Genomic DNA, 23,156 nt, shown 5'->3' on the forward strand with positions numbered 1-23,156 from the left:
CGCAATTTTCGCTTATCCGTTTGGCGAAAAACCAGCCGCAACGTTATTCAATTACTCCTCCGAGCTCCAGACAAGCAACTTTCTTTCGATAAACCCGCTATTGGCGCACTACGTCAAATAGCCTGTGACGATGTCAGGAAATTGCTATGTCCAATAATGCTAATAATTCTGTAATACCGACGACTAATTTATCCCCAAAAGCTGCACCGGCACGTACTCGTAAAGCACAACGGGATGCCGCTGAAGATTTTATCAACACCCTCTCTGGCGTTTCATTTCCAAACTCAAAGCGCATTTATCTTCAGGGCTCACGTCAGGATATCCAAGTCCCGATGCGTGAAATCCAACTATCCCCGACCCTGATCGGTGGTGAAAAAGACAATCCTCAATTCGAAGACAACGAAGCAATCCCAATTTACGATACTTCAGGCCCCTACGGCGATCCGGCTTCTGAACTCAATGTTCATAAAGGGCTGAAAAAAATTCGAGCGCCGTGGATCAGTGAGCGCGCAGATACCATCGCCATTGAGAATTTAAGCTCTGATTTTACTCAACAGCGTCTTGCCGATGCCGGCTTAGATCACCTGCGTTTTAATCATCGCCCCACTCCCCTGAAAGCGCAAAATGGTAAGTGTGTCACCCAACTGCACTATGCTCGCCAAGGGATTATCACCCCAGAAATGGAATTTATCGCCATTCGTGAAAATATGGGGCGCGAACGTATTCGTAGTGAAGTTTTACGTCATCAGCATCCGGGACAAGGTTTCGGGGCGATTTTGCCAGAAAATATTACCCCTGAGTTTGTTCGCCAAGAAGTGGCGGCGGGTCGAGCGATTATCCCTGCCAATATTAACCACCCTGAATCCGAACCGATGATTATCGGGCGAAATTTCTTAGTCAAAGTGAACGCCAATATCGGTAACTCCTCGGTCACTTCCTCCATTGAAGAAGAAGTGGAAAAGCTGATTTGGTCTACCCGTTGGGGCGCCGATACCGTGATGGACTTATCGACAGGTCGCTATATTCATGAAACCCGCGAATGGATTTTACGTAATAGCCCAGTGCCAATCGGTACTGTGCCAATCTATCAAGCCCTCGAAAAAGTCAATGGCGTTGCCGAAAACCTAACGTGGGAAATGTTCCGCGATACGTTGCTAGAACAGGCAGAACAAGGGGTCGACTACTTCACCATTCATGCGGGTGTATTGCTGCGTTATGTGCCAATGACCGCCAAACGCCTGACCGGAATTGTTTCCCGCGGTGGCTCCATCATGGCGAAATGGTGCCTGTCTCATCATCAAGAAAACTTTTTGTATGAGCATTTTCGTGAAATCTGTGAACTCTGCGCGGCTTATGATGTTTCTCTCTCACTCGGTGATGGATTGCGTCCAGGCTCGATTCAAGATGCTAACGATGAAGCCCAATTTTCAGAATTACATACCCTCGGTGAACTGACTAAAATCGCATGGGAATATGATGTTCAAGTGATGATCGAAGGGCCAGGGCATGTGCCAATGCAGATGATCCGCCGTAATATGACCGAAGAATTGGAACATTGTCATGAAGCGCCGTTTTATACATTAGGCCCACTGACTACCGATATCGCACCGGGTTATGACCACTTCACTTCCGGTATTGGTGCCGCCATGATCGGCTGGTTTGGTTGTGCAATGCTGTGCTACGTGACACCAAAAGAGCACCTCGGTTTGCCGAATAAAGACGACGTTAAACAAGGATTAATTACCTATAAAATTGCCGCCCACGCCGCTGACCTTGCTAAAGGCCATCCGGGTGCTCAGATCCGCGATAACGCCATGTCCAAAGCACGTTTTGAATTCCGCTGGGAGGATCAATTCAACCTAGCCCTCGATCCAGAAACTGCGCGTAAATATCACGATGAAACTCTGCCACAGGCCTCTGGAAAAGTAGCGCATTTCTGCTCAATGTGCGGTCCTAAATTCTGCTCAATGAAAATTTCACAAGAAGTTCGCGATTATGCGGCGCAGAAAGAAGCGGCTGAAAAAGAACAGGGGATGGAGCAGATGTCAGAAGCATTCCGTTCCCATGGTAGCGAACTTTATCATGGTGCCGAGATAGTTAATTCCGAGGTTGTAAGCGATGAACAAAATGCTTAAATTGCCGAATAGCCCATTCCCGCAGACCGAGCAGCACCTCGGTCTTTACCCTGTTGTAGATTCTGTCGAATGGATTGAACGCCTGCTAAATGCGGGTGTTTCCACTCTCCAGCTACGCATCAAAGACAAAGCGGATAGAGAAGTTCGCGATGATATTCAACAGGCTATCTCTCTTGGCAAGCAACATAATGCCCGATTATTTATCAATGATTATTGGCGGCTTGCCGTCGAATTTGGTGCTTATGGTGTCCATCTGGGGCAAGAAGATCTTGAAGCCACCGATCTTGTAGCAATTCATCAAGCTGGCTTGCGTTTGGGCATTTCCACCCACGACCATGAAGAGTTGGCCATTGCTAAATCTGTTCGCCCTTCCTATATCGCTATGGGGCATATTTTTCCAACACAAACCAAGCAGATGCCTTCATCTCCCCAAGGTTTAGAGACGCTCAAACAGATGGTGGATGTAACCCCCGAATACCCCACCGTGGCTATTGGCGGGATCTCCATTGAGCGAGTGCCAGCGGTATTAGCCACAGGTGTTGGCAGTGTAGCCGTGGTCAGTGCCATCACTCAAGCCGATGATTGGCTTGCCGCGACGCAAACGTTGCTGGATTTGGTTAAGCATCATACGCGTTGAGAGGATACCTATCATGTTGAATGACCAAGAATTTATGCGCTATAGCCGCCAACTTCTTCTTGAAGACATAAGCTCGGATGGGCAGCAAAAACTTAAAAATAGCAAAGTGTTGATTGTCGGGCTGGGAGGATTAGGCTCCCCAGCCGCTCTCTATCTCACTGGGGCGGGTGTCGGTGAATTATGGATTGCTGATCATGATGAGCTGCATATTTCCAACCTACAACGCCAAGTTCTGTATGCAACCCAAGATATTGAACAGTCAAAAGCGCAGCTTGCTGCACAGCGTTTAAAGCAACTTAATCCATTAATCAAGACGCGAGTTTTTCAGCAAAAATTGGATATCGATAGTTTAATTCCGCTGGTGGCCCAAGTGGATTTGGTACTCGATTGCTGCGACAACATGGCAACTCGCCATGCCGTTAATGCTGCCTGTGTGAAAGGAAATAAGCCCCTTATCAGTGGCAGCGCAGTCGGGTTTGGTGGGCAATTGATGGTCTTAGAACCTCCCTTCCAATCCGGATGTTACGCCTGTCTCTACCCTGACCAAGAAGAACCTCAGCGCAACTGCCGTACCGCAGGTGTGCTAGGTCCAGTGGTTGGCGTGATTGGCACATTGCAAGCTCTCGAAGCGATCAAGTTACTGGTGGGGCTACCTTCGCCATTAAGTGGCAAATTGCGTTTATTTGATGGTAAGCAGCAGCAATGGAATACCTTGCAACTCACCCCGTCTAAGCAGTGCCCCGTCTGTCGAGAGGAAATATGCTTATCATAATCAACGACCAACCGATGGAAATGACGGAACCAATGACGGTGCTCCAACTATTTGAAAAAATTGAGCATCCCACTGCGGGTTCGGCACTGGCCATCAACCAAGTGATCATTCCTAAAAGTCAGTGGGAAAGCCACTTACTGAATGACCAAGACAATATTTTGCTATTCCAAGCGATTGCTGGAGGCTAATCATGTTAAAAATTGCTGATGTCACTTTTCAATCACGTTTATTTACCGGTACCGGAAAATTCGCTAGTTCAAACGTAATGCAGCAAGCGATTCAAGCTTCGGGTAGCCAACTTGTCACCATGGCGATGAAGCGAGTTAACCTGCGAGGGCAAGATGACGGGATTCTACAACCACTTCAGGAGCTTGGCGTTAGATTACTGCCCAATACCTCGGGGGCTAAAAATGCCCAAGAAGCCATTTTTGCCGCACGGCTCGCTCGAGAAGCGTTAGGTACCCATTGGATTAAATTGGAAATTCATCCGGATATGCAGTATCTACTGCCTGATCCCGTTGAAACCTTGCTAGCCGCTGAACAATTGGTTAAAGAGGGATTTGTGGTATTGCCTTATTGCAGCGCCGATCCGGTACTTTGCCGACGTCTTGAAGAAGTCGGTTGCGCCGCTGTCATGCCGTTAGGTGCACCTATCGGAACGAATAAAGGTTTAGTGACCAAAGAGATGCTGCGTATCATTATTGAGCAAGCTAATGTCCCTGTGGTGATTGATGCAGGTATTGGTGCACCCAGCCATGCTGCTGAAGCGATTGAAATGGGGGCTGATGCCGTGCTCGTCAATACCGCCATCGCCGTCGCCAAGCAACCGATTTTAATGGCTCAAGCGTTTAAAATGGCAGTGGAAGCTGCCGAGCTTGCCTATCAAAGTGGCCTTGCCGCTCCCAAACAGCAAGCTCAAGCCTCTAGCCCACTGACTCAATTTTTGGGGGCTCTACAATGATCAGCCGCTTCCGTGAACGCTGGGAAACGCTGGATTGGGATGACCTCACCTTGCAGATCAATAGCAAAACAGCCGCCGATGTTGAGCAAGCTCTTCATCGTGGCATGCTGACTCTCGAGGATTTCATGGCATTGCTTTCCCCTGCCGCGAGTCATTATATTGAACCGATGGCGCAGAAGGCTCAGCAACTCACCCGCCAGCGATTTGGCCATGCGGTGGGTTTCTATGTGCCTCTTTATCTTTCAAATTTGTGTGCCAACGATTGTACTTACTGCGGTTTCTCTATGAGTAACCGAATCAAGCGTAAAACCCTCGATGAGTCTGAAATAATCAATGAGTGTGAAACCATTCGAAAAATAGGTTTCGACAGCCTGTTACTCGTCACTGGTGAGCATCAAACTAAGGTAGGAATGGATTATTTTCGGCGCTATTTACCGATTATTCGTCATTATTTCAGCTCATTGATGATGGAAGTTCAGCCTTTGAGCACTGAAGAGTACCGAGAGCTAAAAATCTTGGGGCTGGATGGCGTCATGGTATATCAAGAAACCTACCATGAGCCGACCTACCAACTTCACCATCTGAAGGGTAAAAAACAGGATTTTCACTGGCGCTTGGAAACCCCTGAACGCCTAGGTCAAGCCGGTGTTGATAAAATTGGGTTAGGAGCGCTAATTGGACTTTCGAGCAGTTGGCGCACTGACTGCTATATGCTGGCGGAACATTTATTGTATTTACAGCAGCATTATTGGCAGAGTCGCTATTCGATTTCATTTCCCCGTTTGCGTCCTTGCGCTGGAGGTATTGAACCCGCATCATTGATGAATGATGCCGAATTAGTGCAATTGATTTGCGCGTTTCGGTTATTAGCACCCAATGTTGAGTTATCGCTATCCACTCGTGAATCCCCTTATTTTCGGGATCATGTGGTGCCATTAGCAATCAATAATGTCAGCGCTGGCTCAAAAACCCAACCGGGAGGCTATGCCGATTCAAAGGCAGAGTTGGAGCAATTTTCTCCCCATGATAACCGCAGCGCTACTGAAGTGGCACAAGCACTCATGCAAGCTGGATTACAGCCAGTTTGGAAAGATTGGGATAGATATTTAGGGCGTTAACTAGCTTAAATTGGGAAACATTCTTCGGGGTGTTTCCCATATAATGGAACAATCAAATATTGAGTTTAAACCTGATGAAAATAATATTAATTTGATCACAAAAAACCAATTCATTTTAAAATAAACTAGTTATAACTAAAGATTTAATAAAAATTAAAATTTATTTTAATAATTTTTAAAGTTAAATTAATTTTTTTAATATAATAGCATCTCAATATTTACGCTTATCCAGCGTATTAAAGTGTAATTTACTTTAAGGAAGATTAATATCTGATACTAAATAGGTTAATAGAATCAAATACAAAAATACTAACGATAAATCAATTGATTAAATTATTTTAATACTAATCTTTAAGTCGTACATTCAAGTGAATCTATTATTAAAGCCACTTTTAATTGAGTTTTTTAATTACTCTGTGTCTTTAATCAAAAAATTAACTGGTCAGATATTTATTTTTCTCTTATTCATGGTAAAAGAATATTGCTATGAAATAAAAAAATGATCTTAGCAACATTGCTCGTATAAAAAATACATCATGATGATGTTGGAGAATGAAAAGAATGAATATTGTTGACCGTTTTATTTCTTATACAAAAATTAACACCACCACCAATAGGGAAAAAGGCGCTGCGGGTATCATGCCATCATCTGAAGGTCAGCGCGTATTAGCTAAACAGCTGGTTCAAGAGCTTGAAGGCTTGGGTCTACAAGATATTAAGCTACGTGACACGGCGATTGTGACGGCAACCTTACCGTCCAACCTTGACTACGATGTTCCTACCGTGGCTTTCTTTGGGCACTTAGATACCAGTGCAGAGCAGACTAACGATACCAAAGCACAAATATTGCCTTATACTGGCGAAGATATTTGTATGAATAAAGAACTCAATATTTATCTGCGTAAAAGTGAGTTCCCTGAGCTCGAAAACTATCTCGGTGATGACATCATAGTGACCGATGGCACCAGCCTACTCGGTGCCGATGATAAAGCGGCTATCGCATCAATTATGGATATGCTGCAATACTTCAAACAAAATCCAGAAATCAAACACGGTACCATCAAAGTCGGTTTCGTTCCTGACGAAGAACAAGGCCTGCGTGGAGCAAAAGTATTTGATGTCCAAGAATTTGGCGCTGATTTTGCCTACACATTAGATTGCTGCGGTATTGGCGAGTTAGTGTATGAAAACTGGAATGCCGGCGATGTGGAAATCGTCTTTACCGGAAAATCTGCTCACCCGATGTCTGCAAAAGGCAAATTAGTTAACTCCCTGCTGATGGCACAGAAGTTTATCGCCATGTTACCCGGCGGTGAAGCACCAGAGTATACCGAAAATCGTGAAGGTTATTACTGGGTTAAACAGATGTCAGGTAACAGCGCACGTACCGTTCTTAAAATGGATGTTCGTGACTTTACCGAAGAAGGCTACCGCTCCCGTATGGCATTCTTGAAAAAATTAGCGAGTCACTGTGAAGATCTATGGGGACCAGAAAGTGTCACTTGTACACTGGCTGATCGCTACTCTAACGTTTACAACAGCCTGCAAGGTGAAAACCGCTATCCAATTGATATTGCTCACGCAGCTTACCAAGCTTGTGGAATTACACCAAAAGTAATCCCAATGCGTGGAGGCTATGATGGCGCGGCGTTATCGCAAAATGGGCTACCTTGTCCAAATATTTTCACCGGAGCACATAACTTCCACTCCATCTATGAATACCTGCCAGTGAAATCATTGTACGCCGCAAGTGATGTTCTGAAGCAAGTAGTGCAAATCACTGCTGAGCGTTTCAAGCCAGGAGCTAATGCATGATCCCAATTCTAACGGTTCTGATTGTCGTTGTTTTGGTTGCTCGGTTTATTTTGAAAGGCTACAAGGCTGAACCTGTCTTATTAATTGCAGGTTTAGTCTTGATGATCTGTACCCTCGCTCTTGGCTGGGGTCCAATTCTACCAAAAAGCGTAGCAACCACCGGTATCACTTGGCTTGACCCATTCGAAGTGATGCGAGACCTATTTAGTAGCCGTGCCGCAGACCTTGGTCTGATGATTATGGCGCTGATGGGGTTTGCACACTATATGGATCATATTGGTGCGAACGAAGCCGTTGTTCGTGTTGCCACTAAGCCGCTGAAAAATATGCGCTCACCTTATGTGCTGCTATTTTTCTCTTTCTTGCTTGCCAGTATTTTGCAATTAGCGATCCCTTCCGCAACAGGTTTAGCCGTCTTGTTAATGGGAACCATGTTCCCAATCATGATCGGTTTAGGTCTATCACCCGCTTCAGCGGCTGGGGTCATCGCGACATCCCTTGGTGTGGCCTATACGCCAACGGCGATTGATGCTATCCGTGGTGCGAAAGCCGTCGACATGTCGGTAGTTGAATATGTGCTTTACTACCAAGGGCCTGCGGCGTTAGCCACTGTGCTGGTGGTTGGTATTACCCATATTTTCTGGCAACGTCATTGCGATCGCAAACAAGGTTTTGTGCCGGAAATTGGTAAAGCCGTTCAATCTCATGATAAGGAAAAAGTCGCTAAATCCGTACCGGGTTATTATGCGATTTTACCGATGCTTCCCATCATTATGGCGGTAGGCTCTTCTAACCTGTTTTTTGAAGGTATTCATCTCGATGTTGTGACCATTGTACTGATTGCGATGGCGATCTGTATGGTGCTTGAAACCGTCCGAGTGCGTAATTTCAAACAGGTCTGCAATGGGTTCCAAACGTTTTTAAATGGAATGGGGCACGCGTTCAGTAATGTGGTCGGGCTTCTGGTTGCCGCAGGCGTATTTGCTCACGGTATCAAAGTCAGTGGTGCCATTGACCAACTCATTCTCGGTGCTGAATCCGTTGGTTTACCACCATTTGCGATGGCGATTGTGTTCGCATTAGTCACATTAGCCGCAGCAATTATTATGGGTTCAGGTAATGCGCCATTCTTAGCCTTTGTGGAGTTAATACCACAAATCGCTCACAGTATGGGCGTTAACCCAATCGCAATGATCCTGCCAATGCAGCAGGCTTCTCATATGGGGCGTGGTATGTCACCAGTTTCTGGGGTGATTATTGCAGTATCCAGTGGGGCTAAGCTTCAGCCGTTCGATGTGGTGAAACGAACCGCTGTACCATTAATGGTCGGGTTTGTCGCTCACTGCGCTATCATCGGGATTTTTTACTAACTCTAGCGATAGTGTGTAATTAATGTAGCTTAAAGCTCGTTGCATATAAGGCCCCTATGAATATCGTTGAGGGCCTTATTTCTTTAATAAATCCCATTATTACGTTTTTCTAGTACAGAAAGATCGACAGAAATCATACACGAAAATGAATTATTTTCGTTCTGAAGCACACTCTAATCAACGTCATTACCCAAGATAATAATCTGCTGCCACTCACTTAACATACTCTCGGTGAGCAATAGAATTTCATGCCCATTATTGATAACCACGCCTGGGGTTGATAGCTTCAATTGTAATTTATCAGCAGCTTTGATAGAACTTAGCTGTTTATTCGAGAGTTGGGCATGAAAGATAATACTGTCACCGCTGTAGTAACAGTCACATAGTAGTACTTCTTCCTGTACGGTATCTGTTTGAAGAAAAGCAGTGGAATGAATATCTCCACAATGATATTCAGCATCGTAATCTAGCCATATCACATCTTCCGTTTTAGAACGATAAGCATCGCTATATATTTCGATTTCATATTCAGGCTTTTCCTTCTCAATTCGGTAGAACATAATGGATGTATTATCATTGAGTCGTGAACTACTGACTAATAAAACCTGTCCATCCTGTTTTTCTTCGGTAATTGGCGCCAATATATTATCCTCAATAACTTTCAATTAATTCATCAAGTTCAACATTATCTTTCCCACTGTATTCGTTTTTTATAATAGAGACTAGTAAAGGAAATAAATTTGAAGTCCCCTTAGCAACAATAACTTTCGACAAAACCAAATAGATGAAAAATGACGTAGTTTATCGCAATATTTTACTTTTAAACTCCATAACATCCGTTCGGTTATTAAGCCTGCAATTTTAGACCTTCAGGGGTTAGTGCTTACACCGGCAATCTGAATGATGATGCCCACTCTGAACGTCATTTTCACCACAGCAGGCATCAATAGCTTTATTTATAATATTAGCCAGTGAGTTTACTGTGGTAAGGATCGCTGGGAGCTGTTCACACACATTTGCACAATCCGAAGCTTCCCTCAGAGGTTTGCTTGATGGGAGTAGACTATCACAGAGAATTTCTTGCAATACTAGAGAAAAATTAGCAATTCCTGTGGTGTAAATATAGGCACGACCTCCCGTTTTTTCAGTTAATCGAGCATACTCTTTGGTTATACTGTCCCTATCGGTAAGGCTAGGAAAACGGTCAAGGTTTGTAGTGGAATCATCAGGAGTTCCCTGATAAGTATACACTTTAACGTAGGTATTTTGGGCAATGGTAATCGCTTCATTATTTGATAAATCGTGGAGATGCTCACCGTAGTCATTAGAAAATAAATTCGTTGTAATAACAGCTCAAAAATTTATGGATAAAACAAAAAAAAACCGGTGCCTTTCGACACCGGTTTCTATCAAGCTACTTTGCTAAATCAGTGATTAGTTCTGATTATCGCTAGAGAAGCCTGCATTTAACAGTTCTGCTAAGTTCGCTGTTGCTTCGTCTGCGCTAACTTGTGGAGCATCCACAACATCGCTCAGATGACGACGACGAATACGATCTTGGTGATACGCAAAACCAGTACCCGCTGGGATCAGACGTCCAACAATAACGTTCTCTTTCAGACCGCGCAGCTCATCACGTTTACCTGCTACCGCAGCTTCTGTCAGTACGCGAGTCGTTTCTTGGAACGATGCTGCCGAGATAAAGGATTCTGTTGCCAGAGATGCCTTAGTAATACCCAACAGATCACGACCAAAGTTAGCTGGAATTTTACCTTCATTTTCCAGTTTACGGTTCGCAACTTTAACGCGAGAGTACTCAACCTGCTCACCTTCGAGGAATTCAGAGCTTCCTGAATCTTCGATGGTAACTTTACGCAGCATCTGACGAACGATAACTTCAATGTGTTTATCGTTAATCTTAACGCCTTGTAAGCGGTAAACTTCCTGAACTTCGTTGGTGATATAACGAGTCACAGCATGAACACCACGCAGACGCAGGATGTCATGTGGAGACTCTGGACCATCAGATACTACGTCACCACGTTCAACAATTTCACCTTCGAACACGTTCAGCTGACGCCATTTAGGGATCATCTCTTCGTACGGCTCAGAACCATCTAATGGCGTGATAACCAGACGACGTTTACCTTTGGTTTCTTTACCAAACGAGATAATACCGCTGATTTCTGCCAGGATTGCAGGTTCTTTCGGACGACGTGCTTCGAACAAGTCAGCAACGCGTGGCAGACCACCCGTGATATCTTTAGTACCCACAGATTCTTGTGGAATACGCGCTAAAGTATCACCGGCATTGATAGAGACACCGTCATCTAACTGAACAATTGCGTTACCCGGTAAGAAATACTGAGCAGGCATGTCTGTGTTAGGAATCAGAACATCTTTACCATTTGCATCGATTACACGCAGTGCAGGACGTAAGTCTTTACCAGCACTGGTACGCTCAGCGGTATCCATAACAACGATTGAAGATAGACCGGTTAACTCATCAGTTTGACGAGTCATTGACAGACCTTCAAGCATGTCAGAGAAGCTGATAATACCTGATACTTCACTGACAACTGGCATTGTATGTGGATCCCAGTTTGCAACGGTTTCACCGCCAGTTACTGAAGCTCCATCGCCTTTCGTCAGATGCGCACCGTAAGGAACTTTATAGCTCTCTTTAGTACGACCGAATTCGTCAATCAGACGCAATTCTGTATTACGAGAAGTAATAACCAGTTTGCCTTCCGTGTTAGTGACGTATTTCGCATTAAACAGTTTCAGGGTACCAGAGTTACGAACTTGGATGCTAGATTCTGCTGCCGCACGAGATGCCGCACCACCGATGTGGAACGTACGCATCGTCAGCTGTGTACCCGGCTCACCGATTGATTGTGCCGCGATAACACCGATAGCTTCACCTTTGTTGATGATATGACCACGAGCAAGGTCACGACCATAACAGTGAGCACACACACCGAAGTCAGTTTCACAACTTACAACGGAACGTACTTTCACGCTGTCAACAGAGTTAGCTTCTAACAGGTCACACAGTTTTTCGTGTAACAGTGTATTACGTGGAACCAGAATATCTGCAGTACCTGGGATCAGGATATCTTCTGCAGTTACACGTCCAAGTACACGTTCACGCAGTGGTTCTTTAACGTCGCCACCCTCGATAACCGGAGTCATCAGGATACCTTCGTGAGTACCACAGTCATCTTCAGTGACGACCAAGTCCTGAGCAACGTCAACTAAACGACGAGTCAGATAACCGGAGTTCGCAGTTTTCAATGCGGTATCCGCAAGACCTTTACGAGCACCGTGAGTAGAAATAAAGTACTGGAGAACGTTCAGACCTTCACGGAAGTTTGCCGTGATTGGTGTTTCGATGATTGAGCCATCTGGCTTAGCCATCAGACCACGCATACCCGCTAGCTGACGAATCTGCGCAGCAGAACCACGAGCACCGGAGTCGGCCATCATAAAGATACTGTTGAATGAAACTTGTTGTTCTTCTTCACCATCACGGTTGATGACAGCTTCAGTAGACAAGTTTTCCATCATCGCTTTAGCAACACGTTCGTTTGCTGCAGCCCAGATATCGATAACTTTGTTGTAACGTTCGCCTGCTGTAACCAGACCAGACTGGAACTGTTCCTGAATTTCTGCAACTTCTGCTTCGGCTTCAGCGATGATCCCAGCTTTTTTCTCTGGAATAACCATATCGTCGATACCAACCGATGCACCAGAACGTGCCGCATAGGCAAAACCGGTATACATGATTTGGTCGGCAAAAATAACAGTCGGCTTCAGACCCAGTACGCGGTAACAAGTATTCAGCATTTTAGAGATCGCTTTTTTACCTAACGCCTGGTTAACCAGAGAGTACGGCAGACCTTTCGGTACGATCATCCATAAAATTGCACGACCAACAGTGGTATCAACTAAACCAGTGTTAATCGTAATGTTACCTTCACTGTCTTTAACTTCTTCAGTGATACGAACTTTAACGCGGGCATGCAGTGAAGCATGACCTGAACGGTAAACGCGCTCAGCTTCTTTAGGACCGGCTAATACCATGCCCTCGCCCTTCGCGTTTACGCAGTCACGCGTCATGTAGTAGATACCCAATACAACGTCCTGAGAAGGAACGATGATAGGCTCACCACTTGCAGGTGACAGAATGTTGTTTGTTGACATCATCAACGCACGTGCTTCTAACTGAGCTTCCAGAGTCAGAGGAACGTGTACCGCCATTTGGTCACCATCGAAGTCGGCGTTATATGCCGCACAAACTAATGGGTGCAATTGGATAGCTTTACCTTCGATCAGAATTGGTTCGAAAGCTTGGATACCCAGACGGTGAAGTGTTGGTGCACGGTTCAGCATAACTGGGTGTTCGCGGATAACTTCATCCAAGATATCCCAAACAACCGCTTCTTCGCGCTCAACCATTTTCTTCGCAGCTTTGATGGTTGTTGCCAGACCACGTAATTCTAATTTGCCATAGATAAATGGTTTGAATAATTCAAGAGCCATTTTCTTAGGCAGACCGCACTGATGCAGACGCAGGTATGGACCTACGGTGATTACAGAACGACCAGAATAGTCAACACGCTTACCAAGTAAGTTCTGACGGAAACGACCTTGTTTACCTTTGATCATATCGGCCAAAGATTTCAGAGGACGTTTGTTAGAACCAGTGATTGCGCGACCACGACGACCGTTATCTAACAGTGCATCAACCGCTTCTTGCAGCATACGTTTTTCGTTACGTACGATGATGTCTGGCGCAGCCAGATCCAGAAGACGTTTCAGACGGTTATTACGGTTGATTACGCGGCGATACAGATCGTTCAGATCTGAAGTCGCGAAACGACCGCCATCCAATGGAACTAATGGACGTAAATCTGGTGGTAAAACTGGCAGAACGTTTAAGATCATCCACTCTGGTTTGTTACCAGATTGAATGAATGCTTCTAACAGTTTGATACGCTTAGTCAGCTTTTTACGTTTAGTTTCAGAGTTAGTTTCGTTTAACTCTTCACGCAGCGTTTCACACTCGTTCTCAAGATCGAGGTTTTTCAGCAGACCTTGGATTGCTTCCGCACCCATTTTCGCGTCAAATTCGTCACCGAACTCTTCCAGCGCATCTAAATATTGCTCTTCTGTCAGAATCTGTGCGCGTTCAAGGCTGGTCATACCGCCTTCAACAACAACATATGATTCAAAATACAGAACGCGTTCGATATCACGCAGTGGCATATCAAGCAGCAAACCGATACGGGATGGTAGTGATTTTAAGAACCAAATATGTGCAGTCGGAGATGCGAGTTCAATATGACCCATACGCTCACGACGGACTTTAGTTTGTGTAACTTCAACGCCACACTTCTCACAAATCACACCACGGTGTTTTAAACGTTTGTACTTACCGCATAAACATTCGTAATCTTTTACTGGCCCGAAAATACGCGCACAGAAAAGACCATCACGCTCAGGTTTGAACGTACGGTAGTTTATGGTTTCTGGCTTTTTAACTTCACCGAATGACCATGAACGGATCATGTCAGGTGATGCCAGAGCAATTTTGATCGCATCAAACTCTTCGGTCTTGGTTTGCGCTTTCAGAAACTTTATTAAGTCTTTCACAAAATGCTCCTGTCGGAGTTAGACCTATTGGGCGAGAGGTCAAGCCACTCTCGCCAAATCCCAGTACTTACATCGGCCGGAAGACTGAAAATCAGACCTTCCGGCGCAAAACGAATTACTCGTCTTCCAGTTCGATGTTGATACCCAGTGAACGGATTTCTTTCAGTAATACGTTGAAAGATTCCGGCATGCCAGGTTCCATCTGATGGCTGCCATCGACGATGTTTTTATACATCTTCGTACGGCCGTTAACGTCATCCGATTTAACAGTAAGCATTTCTTGAAGAGTATAAGCTGCACCGTATGCTTCCAGTGCCCACACTTCCATCTCCCCGAAACGCTGACCACCGAACTGCGCTTTACCACCCAGCGGCTGCTGAGTAACCAAGCTGTAAGAACCAGTTGAACGGGCGTGCATCTTATCGTCAACCAAGTGGTTCAGTTTCAGCATATACATGTAGCCAACCGTAACCTGACGCTCAAACTTCTCACCAGTACGACCGTCGAACAATGTAATCTGACCTGAGGTTGGTAAACCAGCCAGTTTCAGCAGTTCTTTAATTTCTTTCTCTTTTGCACCATCAAATACTGGTGTTGCAATTGGCATACCTTTTTTCAGGTTCTCAGCCAAACGCATAACTTCTTCATCAGAGAAAGTACTTAAGTCAACTTTCTGACGTGGATCATCACCTAAATCATAAGCTTTCTGGATGAACTCACGCAGTTTGGCAACTTCTTGCTGCTGTTTAAGCATAGCATTGATTTTTTCACCAATACCTTTAGCAGCCATACCTAAGTGGGTTTCCAGAATCTGACCGATGTTCATACGTGATGGTACGCCCAGCGGGTTCAGAACGATATCAACTGGGTTACCGTTTTCATCGTAAGGCATGTCTTCAACTGGGTTGATTTTTGAGATAACACCTTTGTTACCATGGCGACCCGCCATTTTATCACCCGGTTGGATCTGACGTTTAACAGCCAGATAAACCTTAACAATTTTCAGTACGCCTGGCGCCAGATCATCACCTTGGGTGATTTTACGACGTTTCGCGTCCAGTTTTTTCTCGAAATCAGATTTCAGTTCGTCATACTGTTCAGCTAATTGTTCTAACTGGTTCTGTTTCTCTTCGTCCGCTAATGATAATTCTAACCAACGGTCACGAGGCAGTTTGTCCAGTTTCTCAGCTTCAATACCACCGCTGATTAACACAGAACGGATACGAGAGAACAATGCAGATTCAAAAATACGCAGTTCTTCTGTTAAGTCTTTTTTCGCATCACGTAACTGAGTTTCTTCGATTTCCAAAGCACGTTTGTCTTTCTCTACGCCGTCACGGGTAAATACCTGTACATCGATAACTGTACCGGAAACACCGTTAGGAATACGTAAAGAAGAGTCTTTAACGTCTGACGCTTTTTCACCGAAGATAGCACGCAGCAGTTTCTCTTCTGGCGTTAATTGGGTTTCACCTTTAGGGGTTACTTTACCAACCAGAATATCGCCGCCTTTCACTTCTGCACCGATATAAACGATACCGGATTCATCAAGTTTAGACAGTGCTGCTTCACCAACGTTTGGAATATCCGCTGTGATTTCTTCAGGCCCTAATTTGGTGTCACGAGACACACAAGAGAGTTCCTGAATGTGAATAGTTGTGAAACGGTCTTCTTGAACAACACGCTCAGAAACTAAGATGGAGTCTTCGAAGTTATAACCATTCCATGGCATGAATGCCACGCGCATGTTTTGACCAAGAGCCAATTCACCGAGGTCTGTTGAAGGACCATCAGCTAACACGTCACCACGTTCAACTGGTTCACCTAAAGATACGCAAGGCATCTGGTTAATACAGGTGTTCTGGTTAGAACGAGTGTACTTAGTCAGGTTATAGATATCGATTCCAGCTTCGCCCGGATACATCTCATCTTCGTTAACTTTGATAACGATACGAGAAGCATCAACGTATTGGACTGTACCACCACGTCTTGCTACCGCTGTAACACCGGAGTCAACCGCTACTGCACGTTCCATACCAGTACCGACTAATGGTTTGTCAGCACGTAAAGTAGGAACCGCTTGACGTTGCATGTTCGCACCCATCAATGCACGGTTAGCATCATCGTGTTCAAGGAATGGGATCAGAGACGCACCAACAGAAACAACCTGTTGAGTCGAAACGTCCATATATTCAACTTGTTCACGGCTGAATAAGCTTGATTCACCTTTGTTACGACAAGTAATCAGTTCTTCAATGAAACGACCATCGTCACTTAATACGGTGTTTGCCTGAGCAATGATGAAGTTACCTTCTTCAATTGCAGACAGGTAATGGATTTCATCCGTTACGATGCCATCACGAACTAAACGGTAAGGGGTTTCTAAGAAACCGTACTCATTGGTCTGTGCATAAACAGATAATGAGTTGATCAAACCGATGTTTGGACCTTCCGGCGTTTCGATTGGACATACACGACCGTAGTGAGTTGGGTGAACGTCACGTACTTCGAAGCCCGCACGTTCACGAGTCAGACCACCTGGGCCTAACGCAGAGATACGACGTTTGTGCGTGATTTCAGACAGTGGGTTGTTCTGGTCCATAAATTGAGACAGCTGGCTGGAACCAAAGAACTCTTTAACTGCGGCTGAAATTGGCTTAGCGTTGATCATATCCTGTGGCATTAATGCATCAAGGTCGCCCAGAGAAAGACGCTCTTTCACTGCACGCTCAACACGAACCAGACCTACACGGAATTGGTTCTCAGCCATTTCACCAACGGAACGAATACGACGGTTACCTAAGTGGTCGATATCATCCACTTCACCTCTACCGTTACGGATCTCAATGAGTTTTTTCATTACCTCAATGATATCTTCTTTGCTCAGGATGCCTGAACCTTCAATCTCTTCACGGTTTAGTGAACGGTTGAATTTCATGCGACCTACAGCAGATAAATCGTAACGATCTTCAGAGAAGAATAAGTTTTCGAATAGGTTTTCTGCGGCTTCGCGTGTTGGTGGCTCACCAGGACGCATCATACGGTAAATTTCTACCAATGCGCTTAAACGATCGTTAGTTGGGTCGACACGAACCGTTTCAGAGATGTAAGCACCGTGGTCTAAGTCATTAGTAAACAATGTTTCAATTGTTTTATGACCAGACTGGCTCAGACGTGCCAACATATCTAATGAAAGTTCCATGTTTGCTGCACAAATCAGCTCACCAGTGCTTTCATCGATATAATCTCTTGCAACGACTTTGCCTGCGATATATTCAACAGGAACTTCGATGCTATTAACTTCTTCTTTTTCTAACTGACGAATATGACGTGCAGTGATACGACGGCCTTTTTCAACATAGACTTTGCCGTTAGCTTCGATATCAAAAGAAGCAGTTTCACCACGCAGACGCTCTGGAACCAGAGTCATCATCAGTTTGTTATCACGGATTTGGAATACAGTTTTATCGAAGAACAGGTTTAAGATTTCTTCGGTGTTGTAATCCATTGCACGCAGAATAATGGTCGCAGGTAATTTACGGCGACGGTCAATACGTACAAACAGGTTATCTTTCGGGTCGAATTCGAAATCTAGCCATGAACCACGGTAAGGAATAATACGTGCGTTATACAGCACTTTACCTGAAGAGTGTGTTTTACCTTTATCGCTGTCGAAGAATACACCAGGGCTACGGTGTAACTGAGAAACGATAACACGCTCTGTACCGTTGATAACGAAAGTTCCGTTTTCAGTCATGAGTGGAATTTCACCCATGTAGACTTCTTGTTCTTTGATGTCTTTAACGGTGCCTTCAGGAGCTTCTCGCTCATAAACGATCAGGCGCAGTTTTACACGCAGTGGCGCGGAGTAAGTTACACCACGGATCTGGCATTCTTTAACATCAAAGACTGGCTCGCCTAAACGATAGCTGACATATTGCAGTTCAGCATTACCGCTGTAACTCTGAATTGGGAATACAGAACGGAAAGCTGCTTCCAAACCATTCTGGCCGTTAGGATCTTGCTCGATAAACTTCTGGAACGAGTCAAGTTGGATAGAAAGGAGATAAGGTATATCCAGAACTTGTGGACGTTTACCAAAATCCTTACGAATACGTTTTTTCTCGGTATAGGAGTAAACCATTGGTTTCCTCAGCTCGTTGATCATTGACCCAAGTCGTTCGCCCTGTGATTAAGGACAGAACAGGAACGCGTTTTTGAAGAAATGGAAAATGAATATTTTCCTTAATACTTGAAGCTATCACTCTTAAATCATTTCATTGTGTTGTTATCACTACCGAGCTACCCGAGCGGGTCGTAGCTATGAACACAGTATATTAAGTCGTCAATAGAAAGAAGTATTGGAGGGTTGTTGTTAACATTAAAACTGCGTGAAAAGCTGTTAACACCCATCACGCTTTACAGCGCAAAAAGGCTGGTGATTAAATAATCACCAGCCGTCAGCCTAATAAGTTAGGCTGCGAACTTGAATTTGAACTTATTTAAGTTCAGCAGTAGCGCCTGCTTCTTCAAGAACTTTCTTCAGTGCTTCTGCTTCGTCTTTGCTTGCAGCTTCTTTAATAGTTGCTGGAGCTGACTCTACCATATCTTTAGCTTCTTTCAAGCCAAGACCAGTTGCGCCGCGTACTGCTTTGATGACAGCAACTTTGTTTGCGCCAACAGCAGAAAGAACAACGTCGAACTCAGTTTTTTCTTCAGCAACTTCAGCTGGGCCCGCAGCAACAGCAACAGCTGCAGCAGCAGAAACGCCGAATTTTTCTTCCATCATAGTAATCAGTTCAACAACGTCCATTACAGACATTTCTGCAACTGCATCAAGGATTTGGTCTTTAGTGATAGACATAACAAGTGTTCCTAAAATTCAGAAATAGTTTATACGTTAAAAAGCAACGAAGGAAAGGGCTTATGCAGCTTCTTTCTGATCGCGCAGTGCAGCCAGAGTACGAACCAATTTGCCGGCAGCGGCTTCTTTCATGGTTGCCATCAGGCGTGCGATTGCTTCTTCGTAAGTTGGGAGAGTTGCCAGACGATCGATATCTTTAGCCTGGATTAACTCACCTTCAAAGGCCGCAGCTTTAATCTCAAATGCTGGATTCGCTTTCGCGAACTCTTTGAACAGACGAGCGCCAGCGCCCGGATGTTCGTTAGAGAAAGCAATTAAGGTTGGACCAACAAACGCGTCTTTCAGGACTTCATAAGAAGTACCTTCAACAGCACGACGAATCAAAGTGTTGCGAACAACACGAATGTAAACGCCAGCTTCGCGACCTGCTTTACGCAGTTCAGTCATTTTTGCTACAGTTACGCCGCGTGAATCAGCAACAACTGCAGAAAGCGCGCCTTTGGCTACTTCGCTGACTTCAGCAACAATCGCTTGTTTGTCTTGAAGATTTAGTGCCATTAGCTTCTTGCTCCTGGATTAACCGGGAAAATCCCGGGACTCACTTCACTCGAACACAACATTATGTAAGAGCGCTAAAACACGGTGAGCAGAATAGAAATCCAGAATGAAATTCTAGGTATCTCTGTCACCGTCTACGCAGGTAAATTAAGTAGCTACTAATAACTAATAAACTACACCTGCGGTCTTGGACGGGGTCTGGAAAGGCCAGACTCCATACCGAAATTTGTGGTTTGTTGAGCGTATTTCTACACCCAACAAACTCGAGGCGTCAAATTTTATACAAATTCAACGCAAAGGTAAAGTCTAATTACCAATTAGCCAAAGCTAATGGAATTAAACTGCTGCTGACAGACCAGATTGGTCGATAGCAACACCTGCGCCCATAGTGGTGGACAGGCTGATTTTCTTGATGAAAATACCTTTAGCAGAAGCTGGTTTTGCTTTTTTCAGCGCGATCAGCAGAGACTCAAGGTTTTCTTTCAGTTTGTCAGCATCGAAATCAGCTTTACCGATAGTGGTATGGATGATTCCGTTTTTGTCATTACGGTAACGAACCTGACCAGCTTTAGCATTATTAACTGCTTCAGCAACGTTAGGAGTTACAGTACCAACTTTAGGGTTTGGCATCAGGCCACGTGGACCAAGAACTTGACCTAATTGACCAACAACGCGCATTGCATCTGGAGAAGCAATAACAACGTCAAAGTCCATTTGGCCAGCTTTGATTTTATCAGCCAGATCTTCCATACCTACCAGTTCAGCACCTGCAGCTTTAGCAGCTTCAGCGTTTGCGCCCTGAGCAAATACAGCAACGCGAACTGAACGGCCAGTACCGTGTGGCAGTACAGTTGCACCACGTACGTTCTGATCAGATTTACGAGCATCAATACCAAGATTGATAGCTACGTCAACGCTTTCAACGAATTTAGCAGTTGCTAATTCTTTCAGCAGAGAGATGGCTTCATTGATGTCATACTGTTTAGTTGCATCAACTTTTTCACGAATAGTGCGCATGCGCTTAGTTAGTTTAGCCATTTCTTAGTCCTCCACTACCAGGCCCATGGAACGAGCAGTACCAGCGATTGAACGCATCATCGCGTCAACATCGGCACCAGTCATATCCGCAGCTTTAGTTTCTGCGATTTCGCGAACCTGAGCAGTAGTCACTTTACCTACTTTGTCTTTGTTAGGCTTGCCTGAACCAGACTTAACGCCAGCTGCTTTTTTCAGCAGAACTGCTGCAGGTGGAGTTTTAGTTACGAAAGTGAATGAACGGTCTGCATAAACAGTGATAACAACAGGAATTGGTAAACCTTTTTCCATGCTGTCTGTTTTTGCGTTGAACGCTTTACAGAATTCCATGATGTTCACACCTTGCTGACCCAGTGCTGGACCAACCGGTGGACTTGGGTTTGCCATACCAGCTGCGACTTGCAGCTTAACGTAGGCTTGTACTTTCTTAGCCATGAATATTTCCTCTAAATGGGTAATAGCGCCTTAAATTTTTAAGGCTCCCCGTGATATTAATTGCCTCGCAAAATCACATTTTCACGTCATATTGCCAAGCATAAAAAACAAAAGGCGCGAAATTGTAGTCAAATTTCACGCCTTTTGCAAGCTGGTTTGTCGCTTCGATTAGGCTTTTTCGACCTGACCAAAATCCAATTCGACTGGAGTAGCACGACCAAAAATAGAAACAGAGACTTTTAAGCGGCTCTTTTCATAGTCGATTTCTTCGACAACACCATTAAAGTCAGCAAATGGACCTTCGCTAACACGAACCATTTCACCCGGCTCAAACAGTGTTTTAGGACGTGGTTTATCACCAACTTGTTGTAAGCGATTCATGATCGCATCAACTTCTTTATCACTAATTGGCGCTGGGCGATCTGAGGTTCCACCAATGAAACCCATTACACGCGGAACGCTACGTACTAAGTGCCAAGATTCGTCATTCATGACCATCTGCACTAATACATAACCTGGGAAAAATTTACGCTCGCTCTTACGGCGCTGGCCGCTACGGATCTCAACAACTTCTTCTGTTGGAACCATAACTTCACCAAAATAATCTTCCATCGCATGTAATTTGATGTGTTCACGCAGAGACTGTGCTACGCGACCTTCAAAACCAGAGAATGCCTGAATGACATACCAGCGCTTTTTAGGTGTATCTGACATTTAGAATAACCTCAGGCTTGTAATAAATGAAACTAAACGCACTAGGATACCATCTAATCCCCATAGGATTAATGACATTACAGCCGTTACTGCAGCAACAATCAAAGTCGTTTGTAATGCTTCCTGGCGAGTAGGCCAAATGACTTTTTTTACCTCGATGCGAGCTTCGCGCGCAAATGCCAGAGTTGCTTTACCTTTAGTGGTCCACAAAGCAACGGCACCTGCAATAGCAACTACAGCTACAACTGCAAACGCACGCAGTGCGAGATTATATTGACGGAAGTAATAGTTGCCCACGATAGCAACGATTAATAAGGCACAGACAATCACCCATTTGAAGATGTCTACACTGCGTCCACTTCCTTGAGCTTCGCTATTCGCACTCATAATTCAACCTGTTACCATGAAGTATGTATAAAGCCCGTTTGCCTTACAAATGTAAAACAATCAGAGCACACCAATAGAATATGCCAACATATCCTTTAATTTACTACAAACCGAGCCTGCGAAATCAGAAGGGATATCAATGACATCACCTGCGAATTAAACGTAACGAGCCTATTATAAGGCATCATTTTGCAAAACTGTTTCACAGGTTATTGCGCATACTCAGTAAATTTTTTGACCACTTGATGATAAAAATAAACTTCTTTTCGTGGCAGCGGTAAAATATACCATATCTTCTGAGCAAAACCTTAATAAATCTCATATAACTGTATTGCACTTGCAATACAATCAACAAATCGTTGTTTCAGAGCCTATCTCACCAATAATTATTAAAATGATTGATGAGATAGGTTCTTAAGCTTATAAAGCAAATACTCTAAAAAATTCAGAGTATAAAAAGGACGCCCTAGGACGTCCTTTTTTAGTGGTTCTTTCTTATTCAGAAAGAGCGGTATTATGCAATGATTTTTGCAACAACACCCGCACCTACAGTACGACCACCTTCACGGATTGCGAAACGTAAACCATCATCCATCGCGATTGGGTGAATCAGTGTCACGATCATGTTGATGTTGTCGCCTGGCATTACCATCTCTACGCCTTCTGGCAGCTCGATAGTACCGGTTACGTCAGTTGT

At 44.6% G+C, this 23,156-nt stretch carries 18 protein-coding genes and 1 pseudogene; 8 read left to right on the top strand and 11 right to left on the bottom strand.

All coding sequences use genetic code 11. The features are described 5' to 3' along the window. The first annotated feature begins 146 nt into the window (after nt 1-146). The 8 genes from thiC to dcuC all read left to right on the top strand — a co-directional run bounded on the left by thiC (nt 147) and on the right by dcuC (nt 8,808). Nucleotides 147-2,135 (top strand): phosphomethylpyrimidine synthase ThiC, encoded by a 1,989-nt coding sequence (thiC, locus tag PROVRUST_RS05210; protein WP_006813670.1) that lies wholly within the window; start codon nt 147-149, stop codon nt 2,133-2,135. Continuing rightward, a complete protein-coding gene (thiE, locus tag PROVRUST_RS05215; RefSeq protein ID WP_039854899.1) occupies nt 2,128-2,772 on the top strand; it encodes a thiamine phosphate synthase in 645 nt (214 codons plus the stop codon). Before thiC ends, thiE begins: the two co-directional genes overlap by 8 nt. Nucleotides 2,773-2,785: 13 nt before the next feature. Further along, nucleotides 2,786-3,544: a HesA/MoeB/ThiF family protein gene (locus PROVRUST_RS05220; protein ID WP_006813672.1), complete on the top strand. Its 759-nt coding sequence runs from the start codon at nt 2,786-2,788 to the stop codon at nt 3,542-3,544. Next, entirely contained in the window at nt 3,532-3,732 is a 201-nt protein-coding gene (thiS, locus tag PROVRUST_RS05225; protein WP_006813673.1) for a sulfur carrier protein ThiS, read from the top strand. Before PROVRUST_RS05220 ends, thiS begins: the two co-directional genes overlap by 13 nt. Nucleotides 3,733-3,734: 2 nt before the next feature. After that, nucleotides 3,735-4,505 carry a thiazole synthase gene (locus PROVRUST_RS05230; protein WP_006813674.1) on the top strand — a complete coding sequence of 257 codons (771 nt, stop codon included), beginning with the start codon at nt 3,735-3,737 and terminating at the stop codon, nt 4,503-4,505. After that, entirely contained in the window at nt 4,502-5,623 is a 1,122-nt protein-coding gene (gene thiH / locus PROVRUST_RS05235; RefSeq protein ID WP_006813675.1) for a 2-iminoacetate synthase ThiH, read from the top strand. Before PROVRUST_RS05230 ends, thiH begins: the two co-directional genes overlap by 4 nt. Nucleotides 5,624-6,184: 561 nt before the next feature. Then, nucleotides 6,185-7,438, top strand: a complete 1,254-nt coding sequence (gene pepT, locus PROVRUST_RS05240) for a peptidase T (RefSeq protein WP_039854513.1) — start codon at nt 6,185-6,187, stop codon at nt 7,436-7,438. Beyond that, nucleotides 7,435-8,808: a C4-dicarboxylate transporter DcuC gene (gene dcuC, locus PROVRUST_RS05245; protein ID WP_006813678.1), complete on the top strand. Its 1,374-nt coding sequence runs from the start codon at nt 7,435-7,437 to the stop codon at nt 8,806-8,808. Before pepT ends, dcuC begins: the two co-directional genes overlap by 4 nt. Before the next feature lie 173 nt (nt 8,809-8,981). On the opposite strand, the gene PROVRUST_RS05250 is transcribed toward dcuC, so the two are convergent. The 11 genes and pseudogenes from PROVRUST_RS05250 to PROVRUST_RS20135 form a co-directional block, all read right to left on the bottom strand. After that, on the bottom strand, nt 8,982-9,449 hold the full coding sequence (locus tag PROVRUST_RS05250; RefSeq protein WP_039854514.1) for a hypothetical protein: 468 nt from the start codon (nt 9,447-9,449) through the stop codon (nt 8,982-8,984). Nucleotides 9,450-9,684: 235 nt separating this feature from the next. Continuing rightward, nucleotides 9,685-10,101, bottom strand: a pseudogene (locus PROVRUST_RS20130) (VWA domain-containing protein); the annotation flags it as partial. A gap of 141 nt (nt 10,102-10,242) precedes the next feature. Beyond that, nucleotides 10,243-14,466: a DNA-directed RNA polymerase subunit beta' gene (gene rpoC, locus PROVRUST_RS05255; RefSeq protein ID WP_006813682.1), complete on the bottom strand. Its 4,224-nt coding sequence runs from the start codon at nt 14,464-14,466 to the stop codon at nt 10,243-10,245. Nucleotides 14,467-14,581: 115 nt separating this feature from the next. Beyond that, entirely contained in the window at nt 14,582-18,610 is a 4,029-nt protein-coding gene (gene rpoB, locus PROVRUST_RS05260) for a DNA-directed RNA polymerase subunit beta (RefSeq protein WP_039854517.1), read from the bottom strand. Between the two features lie 354 nt (nt 18,611-18,964). Next, nucleotides 18,965-19,330, bottom strand: a complete 366-nt coding sequence (rplL, locus tag PROVRUST_RS05265; RefSeq protein ID WP_006813684.1) for a 50S ribosomal protein L7/L12 — start codon at nt 19,328-19,330, stop codon at nt 18,965-18,967. A gap of 60 nt (nt 19,331-19,390) precedes the next feature. Next, on the bottom strand, nt 19,391-19,888 hold the full coding sequence (gene rplJ, locus PROVRUST_RS05270; RefSeq protein WP_006813685.1) for a 50S ribosomal protein L10: 498 nt from the start codon (nt 19,886-19,888) through the stop codon (nt 19,391-19,393). A gap of 336 nt (nt 19,889-20,224) precedes the next feature. Beyond that, the gene (gene rplA, locus PROVRUST_RS05275; protein ID WP_006813686.1) at nt 20,225-20,926 is read right to left on the bottom strand and encodes a 50S ribosomal protein L1; all 702 of its coding nucleotides are present in this window, start codon (nt 20,924-20,926) and stop codon (nt 20,225-20,227) included. Nucleotides 20,927-20,929: 3 nt separating this feature from the next. Further along, a complete protein-coding gene (gene rplK / locus PROVRUST_RS05280) occupies nt 20,930-21,358 on the bottom strand; it encodes a 50S ribosomal protein L11 (protein WP_006813687.1) in 429 nt (142 codons plus the stop codon). A gap of 168 nt (nt 21,359-21,526) precedes the next feature. After that, nucleotides 21,527-22,072 carry a transcription termination/antitermination protein NusG gene (gene nusG, locus PROVRUST_RS05285; RefSeq protein ID WP_006813688.1) on the bottom strand — a complete coding sequence of 182 codons (546 nt, stop codon included), beginning with the start codon at nt 22,070-22,072 and terminating at the stop codon, nt 21,527-21,529. Further along, on the bottom strand, nt 22,073-22,459 hold the full coding sequence (secE, locus tag PROVRUST_RS05290; protein WP_006813689.1) for a preprotein translocase subunit SecE: 387 nt from the start codon (nt 22,457-22,459) through the stop codon (nt 22,073-22,075). A gap of 514 nt (nt 22,460-22,973) precedes the next feature. Continuing rightward, a partial coding sequence (locus PROVRUST_RS20135) for an EF-Tu C-terminal domain-related protein (RefSeq protein ID WP_006813691.1) occupies nt 22,974-23,156 on the bottom strand: 183 nt, incomplete at its 5' end.

It is taken from the genome of Providencia rustigianii DSM 4541 (assembly GCF_000156395.1).
Classification (GTDB): domain Bacteria; phylum Pseudomonadota; class Gammaproteobacteria; order Enterobacterales; family Enterobacteriaceae; genus Providencia; species Providencia rustigianii.

Coding starts and splice junctions, on each gene's coding strand:
- rplJ (WP_006813685.1), bottom strand. CDS start 19,888: ATGGCACTAAATCTTCAAGACAAACAAGCGATTGTTGCTGAAGTCAGC.
- pepT (WP_039854513.1), top strand. CDS start 6,185: ATGAATATTGTTGACCGTTTTATTTCTTATACAAAAATTAACACCACC.
- rplK (WP_006813687.1), bottom strand. CDS start 21,358: ATGGCTAAGAAAGTACAAGCCTACGTTAAGCTGCAAGTCGCAGCTGGT.
- nusG (WP_006813688.1), bottom strand. CDS start 22,072: ATGTCAGATACACCTAAAAAGCGCTGGTATGTCATTCAGGCATTCTCT.
- thiE (WP_039854899.1), top strand. CDS start 2,128: ATGCTTAAATTGCCGAATAGCCCATTCCCGCAGACCGAGCAGCACCTC.
- PROVRUST_RS05230 (WP_006813674.1), top strand. CDS start 3,735: ATGTTAAAAATTGCTGATGTCACTTTTCAATCACGTTTATTTACCGGT.
- dcuC (WP_006813678.1), top strand. CDS start 7,435: ATGATCCCAATTCTAACGGTTCTGATTGTCGTTGTTTTGGTTGCTCGG.
- thiH (WP_006813675.1), top strand. CDS start 4,502: ATGATCAGCCGCTTCCGTGAACGCTGGGAAACGCTGGATTGGGATGAC.
- rpoB (WP_039854517.1), bottom strand. CDS start 18,610: ATGGTTTACTCCTATACCGAGAAAAAACGTATTCGTAAGGATTTTGGT.
- rplA (WP_006813686.1), bottom strand. CDS start 20,926: ATGGCTAAACTAACTAAGCGCATGCGCACTATTCGTGAAAAAGTTGAT.
- PROVRUST_RS05220 (WP_006813672.1), top strand. CDS start 2,786: ATGTTGAATGACCAAGAATTTATGCGCTATAGCCGCCAACTTCTTCTT.
- secE (WP_006813689.1), bottom strand. CDS start 22,459: ATGAGTGCGAATAGCGAAGCTCAAGGAAGTGGACGCAGTGTAGACATC.
- thiC (WP_006813670.1), top strand. CDS start 147: ATGTCCAATAATGCTAATAATTCTGTAATACCGACGACTAATTTATCC.
- rplL (WP_006813684.1), bottom strand. CDS start 19,330: ATGTCTATCACTAAAGACCAAATCCTTGATGCAGTTGCAGAAATGTCT.
- thiS (WP_006813673.1), top strand. CDS start 3,532: ATGCTTATCATAATCAACGACCAACCGATGGAAATGACGGAACCAATG.